The organism is Ruegeria sp. BC8 (assembly GCF_056535705.1).
Genome location: NZ_JBQFIV010000001.1, coordinates 2621405 through 2635454 on the forward strand (window position 1 = coordinate 2621405; position 14050 = coordinate 2635454).

Annotated in this window: 11 protein-coding genes and 1 other RNA gene; 4 read left to right on the forward strand and 8 right to left on the reverse strand. The window is 62.0% G+C overall.

Translation table 11 applies throughout. The features are described 5' to 3' along the window. Nucleotides 1-122: 122 nt before the first annotated feature. Nucleotides 123-2051 (forward strand): elongation factor G, encoded by a 1929-nt coding sequence (locus ACR3EK_RS13225; RefSeq protein ID WP_480633592.1) that lies wholly within the window; start codon nt 123-125, stop codon nt 2049-2051. Here ACR3EK_RS13225 and ACR3EK_RS13230 read toward each other — a convergent pair. From ACR3EK_RS13230 to ACR3EK_RS13250, 5 genes are all read right to left on the reverse strand, one after another. Next, nucleotides 2048-3625: an ABC transporter ATP-binding protein gene (locus ACR3EK_RS13230; RefSeq protein WP_170342383.1), complete on the reverse strand. Its 1578-nt coding sequence runs from the start codon at nt 3623-3625 to the stop codon at nt 2048-2050. The genes ACR3EK_RS13225 and ACR3EK_RS13230 overlap by 4 nt on opposite strands. After that, nucleotides 3622-4728 (reverse strand): ABC transporter permease, encoded by a 1107-nt coding sequence (locus tag ACR3EK_RS13235; RefSeq protein ID WP_170342380.1) that lies wholly within the window; start codon nt 4726-4728, stop codon nt 3622-3624. The genes ACR3EK_RS13230 and ACR3EK_RS13235 overlap by 4 nt, the downstream gene beginning before the upstream one ends. Further along, a complete protein-coding gene (locus ACR3EK_RS13240) occupies nt 4729-5823 on the reverse strand; it encodes a microcin C ABC transporter permease YejB (RefSeq protein WP_170420060.1) in 1095 nt (364 codons plus the stop codon). It abuts the gene before it with no gap. A 1-nt stretch (nt 5824) separates the two neighbouring features. Next, nucleotides 5825-7735 carry an extracellular solute-binding protein gene (locus tag ACR3EK_RS13245; protein ID WP_170420564.1) on the reverse strand — a complete coding sequence of 637 codons (1911 nt, stop codon included), beginning with the start codon at nt 7733-7735 and terminating at the stop codon, nt 5825-5827. Between the two features lie 172 nt (nt 7736-7907). Further along, nucleotides 7908-8411, reverse strand: coding sequence for a c-type cytochrome (locus tag ACR3EK_RS13250; RefSeq protein ID WP_170341467.1), 504 nt, complete (start codon nt 8409-8411; stop codon nt 7908-7910). Nucleotides 8412-8530: 119 nt separating this feature from the next. Here ACR3EK_RS13250 and ACR3EK_RS13255 point away from each other — a divergent pair, with 119 nt between their 5' ends. Next, nucleotides 8531-9364 (forward strand): prephenate dehydratase, encoded by an 834-nt coding sequence (locus ACR3EK_RS13255; protein ID WP_170360906.1) that lies wholly within the window; start codon nt 8531-8533, stop codon nt 9362-9364. 56 nt (nt 9365-9420) lie between these two features. On the opposite strand, the gene ACR3EK_RS13260 is transcribed toward ACR3EK_RS13255, so the two are convergent. Beyond that, entirely contained in the window at nt 9421-9888 is a 468-nt protein-coding gene (locus ACR3EK_RS13260) for an SRPBCC family protein (protein WP_170360904.1), read from the reverse strand. 38 nt (nt 9889-9926) lie between these two features. Further along, entirely contained in the window at nt 9927-10910 is a 984-nt protein-coding gene (gene nudC, locus ACR3EK_RS13265; RefSeq protein WP_480633593.1) for an NAD(+) diphosphatase, read from the reverse strand. Nucleotides 10911-11083: 173 nt separating this feature from the next. Between nudC and ACR3EK_RS13270 the strand changes: the two genes are divergently transcribed. Both ACR3EK_RS13270 and ffs read left to right on the forward strand, forming a co-directional pair. Then, nucleotides 11084-12952 (forward strand): 5'-nucleotidase C-terminal domain-containing protein, encoded by a 1869-nt coding sequence (locus tag ACR3EK_RS13270; RefSeq protein WP_480633594.1) that lies wholly within the window; start codon nt 11084-11086, stop codon nt 12950-12952. Between the two features lie 39 nt (nt 12953-12991). After that, nucleotides 12992-13090: signal recognition particle sRNA small type (gene ffs / locus ACR3EK_RS13275), an RNA gene on the forward strand. Between the two features lie 81 nt (nt 13091-13171). Here ffs and ACR3EK_RS13280 read toward each other — a convergent pair. Then, nucleotides 13172-14029: an alpha/beta hydrolase family protein gene (locus ACR3EK_RS13280; protein WP_480633595.1), complete on the reverse strand. Its 858-nt coding sequence runs from the start codon at nt 14027-14029 to the stop codon at nt 13172-13174. Nucleotides 14030-14050 lie beyond the last annotated feature (21 nt).

The following is a 14050-nucleotide window of genomic DNA, read 5'->3' on the forward strand; positions in this document are numbered from 1 at the left end:
AGGCGGGCGGCAGGCCGCCCGACGCCGAGGCAGGCCATCATTCAGACAGACTCGCCGGCGCATCCGCGTTCGACAGCTCCTTTCGTGCAACCACTCTGCAACTTGACGAAGGGACAGCACCCATGCGCGTTTTTACCGTCCTCGGCCCTAGCCAATCGGGCAAGACAACACTGGTCGAGGCCATCAGTCGCCTTGATGGCCGGCCCACCACATTCGACCTGTCCGGAACCGTGCATCTGCACGGTTTTTCTTATCTGGACGAACCGTGGTGCGCGATAGATGTCGATGGCGGCGGCGATGCGCTGGCCTATGCCGGACCCGCCATTGCCATTTCCGACGCGGCCGTGGTGGTGGTTCCGCCGGACCCCGACGCGGCGGTTCTGTGCGCCCCCTATCTGCGGCTGGTCGAGGAGGCGGGCATTCCCTGCTTTCTGTTCATCAACCGGATGGACAACCCCAACGGCCGCATCCGCGACATCATCGCCGCGCTGCAGACCTATTGCAGCCATCACATCACCCTACGGCAGGTGCCGATCCGTGAAGGCGAAACCATCGTCGGGGCCGTCGACCTGATCTCGGAGCGCGCGTGGAAATATCAGGAAGGTCAGCCCTCGGCGCTGATCGAACTGCCGCAATCGGTGGCCGATCGCGAGGCCGAAGCCCGCACTGAACTGCTCGAAACCTTGTCGGATTTCGACGACCACCTGCTCGAGCAGCTGATCGAGGACAAGCAGCCGCCAAGCGCCGAGATCTATGACCTGGCCGCGCAGGTGTTGCAGAACCACCAGCTGATCCCGGCCTGTCTGGGCGCGGCCAGCCATGGCAACGGGCTGACCCGCCTGATGAAGGCCCTGCGGCACGAGGCGCCCGAATTCGACATCGCCGCCGACCGGGACGCGGCGCCCGAGGCCGCCCGCGCCATCGCCGGGTTCGCCGACGTCAAAAAGCACATTGGCAAAATCATCGTCCTGCGGGGGCTGGGCGAGGGAATCAAGGCGCATGACCCGCTGGGCGGCGAAACTGTTGGCAACCTGACCGCGCTGGACGCAAAGACCCAAATCGACGGGCTGAAGGCCGGCGAGATCGGGCTGGCGGTGAAATCCGATCACCTCAACCCCGGCAATATCTATGACAGCAGCGGCTCCACGCCGCTGCCGGATTGGGCCACGGCGCATCCGGTCGCCTATCGGCAGGTGGTGTCGCCGGCCCATGAACGCGACGACGTGCGCCTGTCCAACGCGCTGTCCCGGCTGGTCGAGATCGACCCGGGCCTGACGCTGGAACAGGACGAGCTGAGCGGCCACGCCGTTCTCGGTTCCCAAGGGCCGCAGCACATGCGGCGGGTGGTCGCCAAGCTGGCCGAGGATTTCGGGATCGAGATCGAAACCTCTCCGGTCGAGACCGCGTATCGCGAGACCATCCGCGCCACGGTCGAACACCGACACCGCCACCGCAAGCAATCCGGCGGAGCGGGGCAGTTCGCCGATGTGGTGATCTCGGTCGCGCCGCTGCCGCGCGGATCGGGATTTCAATTCGACGAGGTGGTCAAGGGCGGCGCCGTGCCCAAGAACTATATCCCCTCGGTCGAACAAGGCGCGGTCGATGCATTGGCGCAGGGCCCCGAGGGCTTTCCGGTGGTGGATGTGAAGGTCACCCTGCATGACGGCAAGCATCACAACGTAGACAGTTCCGATTTTGCCTTCCGGACGGCAGGCAAGAACGCCGTGCGCGAAGCATTGCCACAGGCCAAGCCGGTTGTTTTGCAGCCGATCCTGAACGCCGAGATCCATGTTCCGTCGGCCTTCGTGGGCGATCTGGTGCCCACGATCAGCTCGCTTCAGGGGCAGGTACTGGGGTTCGAGGGCAACCCGAACGCGCCGGGCTGGGAGATATTCAACGCCCAACTGCCCGCCGTGGCCGAGGACGAACTACACCGCACACTGGCCAGCGCCACACGCGGCACCGGCTGGGTCAAGCTGCAGTTCGACCACTATGAAGAGCTGCGCGGCCCGGTGCCGAAATCGGCGGCGCGCGAAGCGGCCAACGCCTAGCCCGCCGCAGCGATCAGTTCGCGGGTATAGTCATCCTGGGCGTTGACGAAAAGATCTTCGGCAGCGCCCATCTCGACCACGTCTCCGTTGCGCATGACGATCACCTTGTGTGACATCGCCCGCACCACCTTCAGGTCGTGGCTGATGAACAGGTAGGCCAGCCCGTATTTCTTCTGCAGGTCGCGCAGCAATTCGACGATCTGCACCTGCACCGTCATGTCCAGCGCACTGGTGGGTTCATCCAGCACCAGCAGCTTGGGCCGCAGCACCATGGCGCGGGCAATCGCGATGCGCTGGCGTTGCCCGCCCGAAAACTCGTGCGGATAGCGGTCCATGGCCGCCGGGTCCAGACCCACCTCGGTCATCACCTCGGCCACCAGTTCGCGCGGGGCCCGGTGCGGGTCGACCTTGTGGATCGCCAGACCCTCGGCAATGATCTGCTGGCAGGTCATCCGCGGGCTGAGGCTGCCGAACGGGTCCTGAAACACGATCTGCATGTCCTTGCGCAAGCGGCGCAGCTCGCGCGTGGACCAGCGGCGCACATCCTGCCCGCGGAAGGTGATCCCGCCCTCGGAGGCGATCAGCCGCATGATCGCCAGCGCCAGCGTGGTCTTGCCCGAGCCGCTTTCGCCCACGATCCCAACGGTTTCGCCCGCCCGCACGCTGAGTGTGGCGTCGTTCACCGCCTTCACATAGCCGACCGTGCGCTTCAGGAACCCGCGCTGGATCGGAAACCAGACCTTCAGATGCTCGGTCCGGGCCACTTCTTCGGCGGCGGGGTCGATCGGGTCGGGTATGCCCGTGGGTTCGGCCGCCAGCAGCTTGCGGGTATAGGGGTGCTGAGGGTTGTCGAAGATCTCGGCCACGGGGCCGGTCTCGACGATCTCGCCATCCTTCATCACGCAGACCCGGTCAGCGATGCGTCGCACGATGCCCAGATCATGGGTGATGAACAGCATCCCCATGTTTTCCGATTTCTGCAGTTCGGCCAGCAGTTCGAGGATCTGCGCCTGAATCGTCACGTCCAGCGCAGTGGTCGGCTCGTCCGCGATCAGGATGTCGGGCTTGTTGGCCAGCGCCATGGCGATCATCACCCGCTGCCGCTGTCCGCCGGACAGCTGATGGGGATAGGCGTCCAGCCGTTCCTCGGGGTCGCGGATACCGACCTTGTTCAACAATTCGACGATCCGGGCGCGCGCCGCGTCGCCCGTCAGACCCTGGTGCAGGGCCAGCGATTCCGCCATCTGCTTCTGGATCGTGTGCAGCGGGTTCAGCGAGGTCATCGGCTCCTGGAAGATGAAGCTGATGTCGTTGCCGCGCACCTCCATCAGGCGCTGCTCGGATGCGCCAATCATCTCCTGCCCGTCATAGGTGACCGACCCTTCGACGATCGCGCTGTCGCCCAGCAGCGACACGGTGGACAGCGCGGTGACCGATTTGCCCGAACCGGATTCGCCCACCAGCGCCACGGTTTCCCCGCGATCGACATGGAACGACACGCCCCGAACCGCCGTGGTCACCTGCCCGTCCTGACGGAACGAGACCTTGAGGTTTTTCACATCCAGCAAGCTCATGAGAAGGTCTTTCGCGGGTCGAACGCGTCACGCACGCCTTCGAAGATGAAGACCAGCAGCGACAGCATGATGGCAAAGGTGAAAAAGGCAGTGAAGGCCAGCCATGGCGCCTGCAGGTTCTGCTTGGCCTGCAGAGTCAACTCGCCCAGCGAGGGCGCCGAGGACGGCAGACCGAAGCCCAGAAAATCGAGGCTGGCCAGCCCCCCGATCGTGCCGGTCACGATGAAGGGCATGAAGGTCAGCGTGGCCACCATCGCGTTGGGCAGCATGTGGCGGAACATGATGGTCAGGTTGCCCACGCCCAGCGCCTTGGCCGCGCGCACATATTCCAGGTTGCGGGCGCGCAGGAACTCGGCCCGCACCACGCCCACCAGACCTGTCCAAGAGAACAGGATCATGAGGAACACCAGCAGCCAGAAACTTCGCCCCAGCACCGCGAACATGATGATGATGACGTAAAGCGAGGGCGTCGCCGACCAGATCTCGATGATGCGCTGGAAGATCAGGTCCAGCCAGCCGCCGAAAAAGCCCTGCAGCGCGCCGGCAAATATACCGATCAGGCTGGCCGCGCCGGTGACGATCAGGGTGAACAGGATCGACAGGCGGAATCCGTAGATGACGCGCGCCAGAACGTCGCGTTTGGTGTCGTCGGTGCCCAGCAGGTTCTGCCCGTTGGGCGGCAGGGGCGCCGCACCGGGACGGTCGACGCTGGTGTTGTAGGAATAGGGGATCGGCGGCCAGATCGCCCAGCCGCGCTCGAATCCTTCGGCCTGGAACGTCCCCGCCTCGATCTGCTCGATGATGCCTTCGGGGTCGTCGAAACAGTCTTCCAGCCCGCCGCTGTCGATCAGGCAACGGACCTCGGGGTCGCGATAGATCGCCTCGGTCTGGAAGTCGCCGCCGAACTCGGTCTCGGCGTAGAAGTTGAAGATGGGCGTGTAGAACTCGCCCCGATACTTCACCAGGATCGGTTTGTCATTGGCGATGAATTCCGCGAACAGCGACAGGCCGAACAGCACTGAGAAGATGATCAGCGACCAAAAGGCCCTGCGGTTGCGGCAGAAATTGCGCCAGCGGCGCTGGTTCAGAGGAGAAAGTGCCATTTACCCCTCGCGTTTCTCGAAATCGATGCGCGGGTCGACCAGCACATACATCAGGTCGCTGATGATGCCGACGACCAGACCGAGCAGACCGAAAATGAACAGCGTCCCGAAGATCACCGGATAATCGCGCGCCACTGCGGCCTCAAAGCCCAGACGGCCCAGACCATCCAGCGAGAAGATCGTCTCGATGATGATCGACCCGCCGAAGAATACGCCGATGAACACCGCCGGGAAGCCGGCGATCACGATCAGCATCGCGTTGCGGAATACGTGGCCGTACAGAACGCGCTGCTCGCTCAGCCCCTTGGCGCGGGCGGTCATGACGTATTGTTTCTTGATCTCGTCCAGAAACGAATTCTTGGTCAGTAGCGTCAGCGTGGCAAACGCGGAAATCGTAAGTGCGATGGTCGGCAGGGCGATGTGCCAGAAGTAGTCGGCCACTTTGCCCAGCAGGCTGAGGTCTTCCCAATTGTCCGAGGTCAGCCCGCGCAGCGGGAAGATCTGCCAGTAGGAGCCGCCCGCAAACAGCACCAGCAGCAGGATCGCAAACAGGAAGCCGGGGATCGCATAGGCCACGATGATGGTCGCGCTGGTCCATGTGTCAAAGCGTGAACCATCCTTGACCGCCTTGCGAATGCCCAGCGGGATCGAGACCAGATAGGCGATCAGCGTCGACCACAGGCCCAGCGAGATCGAGACCGGCATCTTTTCCAGCACCAGGTCGATCACCGAGACCGAGCGGAAGTAGCTTTCGCCAAAATCCAGCGTCAGATAGTTGCCCATCATGTTCAGGAACCGCTCGACCGGCGGCTTGTCGAAGCCGAACTCTTTCTCCAGTTCGGCGATGAATTCCGGCGGTAGGCCGCGGGCGCCCACGTATTTGTCATCGAAAACGCCACCGGCGGGTTCGGCCCCGGCACCCGCGTCACCGGACCCCGCAAAACCCGCGAATACATCGCCCTGCCCTTCGATCTGGGCGATGATCTGCTCGACCGGACCGCCGGGCACGAACTGCACCAGCGTGAAGTTGACGATCATGATGCCCAGAAGGGTCGGAATGACCAGCAACAGGCGTCGAAGAATATATGCGCCCATGTTAACGCAGCGCGCCTTCTGCTTTCAGGGCCGCTTCCTTCTCGGGATTGATCCACCACAGATCAAGGTATCCCAGCGCATAGGGCGGCAACTGATCGGGGTATTCGTACATGTTGTAGTAGGCTGTCCAGTATTCCGCGATATACCCATCCGGTATGATGAAGAACTCATAGCGCAAGGCGCGATCCAAGGCCATAAGCGCTGCATCCTGATCGGTTTGATTGTTGGTCGCGAAAGACGCCTCGATGATGGCGTCCACCAACGGGCTTGCAAGGCCTGCCGGGTTGAACAGGCTGAACTCGGCCTCTTTCGAGCCATACATCTGACTGAGGCCGCCGCCAGTCGACAGGAACGCGCCATAGCGTGTCGAATAAACCATGTCATAGTCACGCTCGCGGCTGCGCAGGGTGTACTGCGCCGGATCGACCTTTTCGGCCGAAGCATCCACGCCCAGCGCCTGAAGGTTCTGGACAAAGGTCTCGATCATCGTGGCCGTCGATGTCGGCAGGTTGGACGGATAGGGGATGTTCACCCGCAGGGTCTGACCCTGAGCATTGCGGCGCAAGTTGCCGTCGCCCACCGGCCATCCGGCTTCGTCCAACAGTTTTGAGGCTTTGCGCAGGTTGCGCCGATCGTTCAGGCGCGCCGGGTTGGATTCGTGAACGGTCGTCACCGGTTCGGACAACAGCTCGGGTGGAACCACGTCGCCCAAGGCCTGCAGAAATGCCAGCTCTGCCCCCTGCGGTGTATCCATCGCTTCAAGCGGCGTGCCTTCGATGAACGAATCGCGGGGAGAGTTCAGGCCGAACAGCAGAGATTCATTGGCCCATTCAAAGTTGAATGCCAGCGCCAGTGCCTTTCGAACATTCTTGTCCGCGAATTGCGGACGCGCGAGGTTGAACACAAAGCCCGACGGGGTCGGTGGGCTGCCATTCGCAATCGCGTCCTTGACCACGTAGCCCTCTTTCAACTTGGGGAAGTCATAGCCGGTCGCCCACAGTTTGGGGTCGCTTTCGATCCGCAGCGTGTATTCGCCTGCCTTGAAGCCTTCAAAGGCGGCTGTCTGGTCCGCGAAATACTCGACTCGGATGGTATCGTAGTTGTGCCGGCCCTTGTTGAACGGCAAGTCCTTGCCCCAGTAGTCGTCCCGGCGTTTGTAGACGATGCGCCGGTTGATATCGTAGCTGTCCAATTTGTAAGGCCCAGATCCAACGGCGACTTCCAGGCGCGGCTCGTCGAGACGGCGGGACGGGTCTGCCTCGAACCACGCTTTCGAGAATACGGGCGTCGCGCCGACGGTTTCGATCCGGCTGCGGGCCGTCAATTCGGGATTGAACGTGAACTTGACCGTGTGCGTATCCAGCGCCTCGGCGCCGGTCACCATCCGCCCGACGGCCTGCGCATATGACGGCAGGCCCTGTTCGATGAACAGGCGGTGGCTGTAGACCACATCCTCGGCGGTGACGGGCGTGCCATCCCAGAACGTCGCTTCGGGGCGCAGGTGGAAAATGACCCAGTTGCGGTCGGCGTCATACTCCAGGCTCTCAGCCAATACGCCGTAGTACTGGCCGACACTGTCATCGGTGCTGTCCATCAGCCGATCGTATTGCAGTGTCGTCAACGCTCCGGGGCGACCTTTGCGTGAATATGGATTCAGGGAATCAAACGTGCCCGATGCGGCCAATGACAGCTCGCCGCCCTTGGGTGCATCCGGGTTGGCATAGTTCAAGTGCGTGTAGTCGGCGGGGTAGTCGAGATTGCCGAAGTACGAGTAGCCATGGCTGCGAATGATCTGGTCCTCGTCGGCCCGGACTGGCCCCGCCTGCCCCAGAACCAACGCCGCCGAAATGCCCAATGCCGCGACCCAATGACGAAAACCTTGTTCGCGCGCGCCAGGCAGATGGGAGATCATACGGGTCATCCTTCGATGTTGTCTTCTGTCCATGTCCTTGTGCGCAAGCTAAAAGCCCAGCACTGACACTTGCAAGTTTAGAATGCGTGAGCGCTTTGTTAAGTTTTGCTCAGACAAAAAAAGCCGCTGCACATGGCAGCGGCTTTCGCTTTTCGGTGTCTGGGTGGGCAGATCAGCCGCCAATCGTCTGCAGGTACGCGATCAGGTCTGCGCGTTCCTGAGCCTTTTTGAGACCGGCAAAGCTCATCGAAGTGCCTTGGATATAGCCTTTGGGGTTTGCAATGAACGCATCCAGCTCTTCCGGGGTCCAGTTGCCGCCATGCGACTGCATCGCCGCCGAGTAGCCGAAGCCCGCAGCCGCCGCCACAGGGCGGTCCACGACGCCATACAGGTAGGGACCGGTGCCATTGGCGCCTTCTTCCAGCTTGTGGCAAGCCGAACACTTGCGGAAAACCTTCGCGCCCTTTTCCGGGTCAGCTGCGGCCAGCAGATCGGCAAAGACCACTTCTTCGCCGTCAGCGCTTTCGCCCGAGCTTTCGGTTTCAATAACATAGGCGGCTTCGCCGTGCCCCCCGACATGGTAGAGAACATCGCCCCCCCATTTTGCCAGGAGGAGTACAAGGAAGGCACCGAACAGGCCGGCTGCGGCCTTGGTAACTGTCATCGTGTCGAACATTGATCGCGAGTCCATTTCAGCTGTCTTCGGGGTGTCTAAGGCTTCCCCTTGCAAGAGGCAAGGTATAGACACCGCGACGAAACGCCCAATTCTGGAACTTGTTGCACGGAATCGACCAAATGACCAAACGCATCGCCTTTCAGGGGGAACCCGGCGCCTACAGTCACGAAGCCTGTCGCAATGCGCGTCCGGATATGGAGGCGCTGCCCTGCCGAACATTCGAGGACGTGATCGAATCGGTGCGCTCGGGCGAGGCCGATCTGGCCATGCTGCCGGTCGAGAACAGCACCTATGGACGAGTGGCCGATATCCACCGCCTTCTTCCGCACAGCGGGCTGCACATCGTGGACGAGGCCTTCGTGCGGGTTCACATCAACTTGCTGGGCGTGCCGGGCGCAAAACTCGAAGATATCACCGAAGCCCATTCGCATCTGGTGCTATTGCCGCAATGCGCAAACTTCCTGAAGGCCCACGGCATCCGCGGGCGGGTCAGCCCTGACAACGCCCGCGCGGCGCGCGAGGTCTCGGAAGCGGGTGAGAAACATTCGGCGGCCCTGGCCAGCGAACTGGCTGGCGAAATCTATGGCCTTGAACTGCTGGCGCGCCACATCGAAGACAGCGACGACAACACGACCCGCTTTCTGGTGATGTCCCGCGAGGACGACCGCAGCCGCCGTGGCGAGCACGGGATGATCACCAGCTTCGTGTTCCAGGTCCGGAACATTCCGGCGGCGCTGTATAAGGCCATGGGCGGTTTTGCCACCAACGGCATCAACATGACCAAGCTGGAAAGCTACATGGTTGATGGCTCGTTCACGGCGACTCAGTTCTACGCCGACATCGTCGGCCACCCGGAAGACCGCAACGTGCAGCTCGCGATGGATGAACTGCAGCATTTCACCACGAATGTGGAAGTGCTGGGCGTGTACCCCGCTGCTCGACCACGCGGTTAGTCTGCTCCCACGCGCAGGCAGCTTGGGACTGCTCACCGCCAGTCAAACGCCGGCTCTCAAGCCCCGTGCAGATAGCGTTCTTCCATTTCGCGCGCAAAATCGCTCAGTCGCATCTGGAACTGGCGCCGGAATCTGGCCTTGCCCAGCTTCAACGACTGCAGAAGCAGACGCGCAGGCAAGGTCTTGGCCGCCAGTGACATCTCGATGCTCAGCCGCGTCTGCTTTTGCGACAGCGACAGAAGATCAATCGTGGTCAGGCCGTTCATCCCCTTGCTGGTCGATCGAAACCGCATGGCTGTGGGGCGATCGAACTCGGCCACCTCGATCGCGACGTGGCGTGGCTTGCCACGGATCATGATATCGGCTTCCCAGCACGACCCGACCCAGTGGCCCGGCATTTCGACAGTGCGTCGAACCTCGACACCGCGGCGCATCGCCATGCGCTCGAACCGTTCGAAGTCCGCGACCATGTCGAACACCGCATCGATCGGCGCCTGGATATCTTCGCGTGCTGAAACCTGCATGTCGGCCTTTTCTGCTCAGTCAGGGTGTCAGTGTTTCGTCAGTCCAGCGTATCTGCAAGCCAGTTACGCAAAAGAAAATGCGCGATTGCCCCCTTTCGCGCCGGCAGAAGCTTGGGGTGCTCGCCTGCAAAAGCCTGCATCATCTCGGACTTGGTGACCCACATCGCGTCCTCGATCTCGACCGGGTCGATCGTGATCTCGCGGGACAGCGCCTGCGCTGCACACCCGAACATCAGCGACGACGGAAATGGCCAGGGTTGACTTGCCAGATAGCTGACGTGTCCGACCGGAACGCCAGCCTCCTCCATGACCTCACGCCGCACGGCGGCTTCGAGGGTCTCGCCCGGCTCGACGAAACCGGCCAACAGTGAATACATGCCGTCGGGCCACCCCGGAGATCTGCCCATCAGGACGGAATCGCCATGCGTGACCAACATGATCACCACCGGATCGGTCCGTGGAAAGTGCTGACCGCCACAGGCCGGGCACAGTCGTTGCCACCCCGCCTGTGAAATGTTGGTCGGGTTGCCGCAGCGCGCGCAGAACCTGTGCGTCTCGTGCCAGCCGATCACGGCTTTGGCGGTGGCTGCCAATTCGGCGTCCCGGGCCGACAGCCGGGTCATGATCCGACGAAGCTCGGCGAACACGTGGCCCACGGGCAGCCCCGGATGCTGCTGTTCGGTTCGGTCCACGAACGCTCCAACGCCCGACAGGTCCAACCCGTCGGCAGACCAATTCGAAATGTCCATTGCAAACAGCGGCGCACCCGCATCACTGCGCCCCAGCAAGATCGGTTGGTCAATCGCCCCGCCGAGTCCGTTCTCAACCAGATCGTGGTCTATCGGAACCAAGGCCAACTGGTCCAGCGCTTCGCCCATGACCAACGGTTTGCCCCGCCACATAAGGATGCACCGCGCCGTAGTATCGGACCGTGCTGCCTCCAAGGCTCTGGCATCGGTACGGATCTGCGCCGCCCGGTCCAGTCCAGAGCCGCCAAATGTCACGCTTTCCGCCCGTTTCATGCCTGTCCCTTTGGAATTTGCACAAGGGCTGCCACGACTTGGGCACTGGTGCAATGGGAATTCACACTCGCAAAAAGCATCGTTGTCGCAAAGGACGCATGGAAGCCCTGACGATTGCCTGTATTCTACCTTTCAGTGAAAACGTATGCACAACAGCACCTAAAAGAAGAAAATTGGCTCTGAAATCCTCCCTGCTTCAGGTACATCCCCACTTAAAAACCGCGCACATCCGGATTCTTGCAACGACCGATCTGCACATGAATCTGACCAGTTTCGACTATTATGCGGACCGGCCGGAACCAAGTGTAGGCTTCACCCGAACCGTCAGTTTGATCCGCTCTGCACGTCAAGAGGCGGAAGAGGCGAATGTAACTGTCCTGCTGTTCGACAACGGCGATTCCCTTCAGGGGACACTTCTGGGTGACTGGGCGGCCGAACAGACCGACACGACCCACCCTTTGATGTCCGCCTTTGGGCGCTTGGGCTACGACGCAATTGCGCTGGGGAACCACGACTTCGGCTTTGGTCTCCCAGCTCTGGGCCGGATCGTTTCTCGGGCACCTTGCCCGGTTTTGTGCAGCAACATGCAGTGTCTGACCGGGGTCGCGCCTTGGCAGAAACAGGCCATCCTGACCCGTCATGTCCACATCAACGGCCAAAGCATTGCTGTCCGAATTGGCGTTTTCTCGATCCTGCCGCCGCAGACGGTGAAGTGGGAAGCACCACAATTGCAAGGCCAGGTCGTAGCCGAGGATGCCGTCGCTACGGCGCGCCGGATGGCCGAGAATTTGCGTCGTCAGGGCTGTGCCCTGATTGTGGCTCTTGCACATTCCGGCCTAGGCGAGCCCGACGCCGCACCGATGTCGGAGAATGTGGTCGCACAGCTTTCTGCTCTGGACGGTATTGATGCAATCGTGGCCGGACACACGCACCTGACACTGCCCGACCCAAGCGATGGTAACCCGCAGCTGGCCAGACCCTTGGTCATGCCCGGATCAGCGGGGTCGCATTTGGGGGTGATCGACCTGACGCTTGCCGTGAACGCCACGGGAGAAGTGAGAATTGCTGGTCACAGCGCGCATCTGCGCGCGATCTGCCCGGGCGGGGCTGAAACCGGCGCTCGGGTCGTTCCTGAAGACCCTGAGATGGTCGAACTTTATGCCGCCGCCCATAAGGCGACCCGCAAAGCCGCTGCCCAGCCGGTGGGCCGGATCAATCGTACCCTGCACAGCTATTTCACCTTTTGCGGGGTGGATCAGGGGCTGAACTTGGTCGCCGCAGCACAGGCGGCAGCCCTGCGACCGGTTCTGGCCGGAACGACCTTTGAAACCCTCCCTGTTCTGTCCGCAGCCGCACCTTCGAAATTCGGAGGCCGGGCCGGACCACGGCATTACACCGAAGTCCCGGCTGGCGATGTCACCGTAAGGCATGTCTCGGACTTGCATGTGTTTCCAAACCAACTGGCCGCCATGCTGCTGGATGGCCGCCAGATCGCCGAGTGGCTGGAGATGTCGGCTGCCCAGTTTTCCCAACTTGGCAACAGCGACGAGCAGGTTCTGATCGACCCCGAGGGCACCGGGCACAATTTCGACGTGCTGCATGGGGTGACCTACAGGTTCGATCTGACCCAGCCCGCGCGATATGATTTAGGCGGCCAGTTGATCGACACGTCCCATTCCCGCCTGCGCGATCTTGCCTTTCAGGGCCGCCCCGTCGATCCGGATGAACAATTCGTCGTTGCATCAAACAGCTACCGAGCCAATGGCGGCGGCAACTTTCCCGTCCCAGACCCGGCCCGCCTGATCCCGGTGCCGCCGCTGAGCCTCCAGGGAATCTTGCGCGACTACCTGGCGGGACGATTGGGTCCGGATCCGGTGGAAAACACCGCCCAAAGCTTTTCCTTTGTTCCGCAGGCGGGCCGGTCCGTGATTCTGAAGACCGGGCCACGCGCTGCAAACTACCTGCACGAGCTCGACCACTTTGCAGCCACCACCGACGGGCAGGACGCGCGCGGGTTTCTTAGGGTACGCCTGTCTTTGTGACGGGTTGCCAAGCGGGTGCGTGATGCCTATATCGGCGGTCGAGAGGTTGGCGCGGGCAAGCGCCTCGCCAACCTGGTCAGGTCCGGAAGGAAGCAGCCACAACGAGCCCCGCTTGGGTCGATGTCCAACCTCTCACTTGACGCCGCGCCGCGTATTCGGCCCGGTCAATCCAACCTCTGCATTTCGTCGTTGTTCCTGAAAACCGCGCTTGCGGGCGGGTCAGGCGATCAATCGCGGCCAAACGGCACTGCTGCGCCGGGCGAAGGCGCCGATATGACCGATTTCGGACAGCCCGAAATCCTTGGGATCCAACAAGTGCCGACGGGCGGTCGGACCATAGAGTTCAGCCAGCCGCCAGACGGCGGGCGGTGGCACTGTCTGGTCATCCTCGAACGCAATGATATCCGCCGCGGCGTTCGCCCGGCTCCAATCCGCCTGGGGAAGCGTGTCTCCCAATTCTGGCAGATAGCTGGTGGGCGATGTACACCACTTGCGCCATTGCCAATAGACGCCCGCCGGCAAATCGGCTCCGAATCCCAGAAGTTTCCCCGGCAGGTACCCCAGAAGACGCACCAGAGGTGGCACGTGGCCATACCAGAACAGAGTCGCCAAGCCCTTGTAGGGCCACGGGTGATCGGCCACCGTCACCAAACCTGCGCACACACAGATCATCCGGTCGATCTGTTCGATTTCCGGTTGCAGCGGACCCAGCATTCCACCGACCGAATGCCCGATCACCCACAGTTTTGCCTGCGGGTATCGACGGTGCATCTCGGCACGCGCTGCGGGCATGTCGATCAGCGCCCAGTCCGCCATCGTGGCCTTCGAGTCTTTCAGCCGCCCGGTCAGCGAATGCTCGAAATCCCAGTAATCATATGTCAGGCAAGCCATACCGCGCTCGGCGGCCAGCCAGCGAGCAAAGTGCTGATAGTAGTCACGTGGCACTCCTGTTGCGCCGTTCAGCACAACAACGGTTTGCGGCTCGACCGCCGGAGTGTAAAGCCGCGCCGCCAGCTGGGTCTGGCCCGACGGAAACTTAAAGTCTTCCACGTCAACCGCGTGCTGCGAATCCAACATCTTTGCCTCCAAACACTCTGG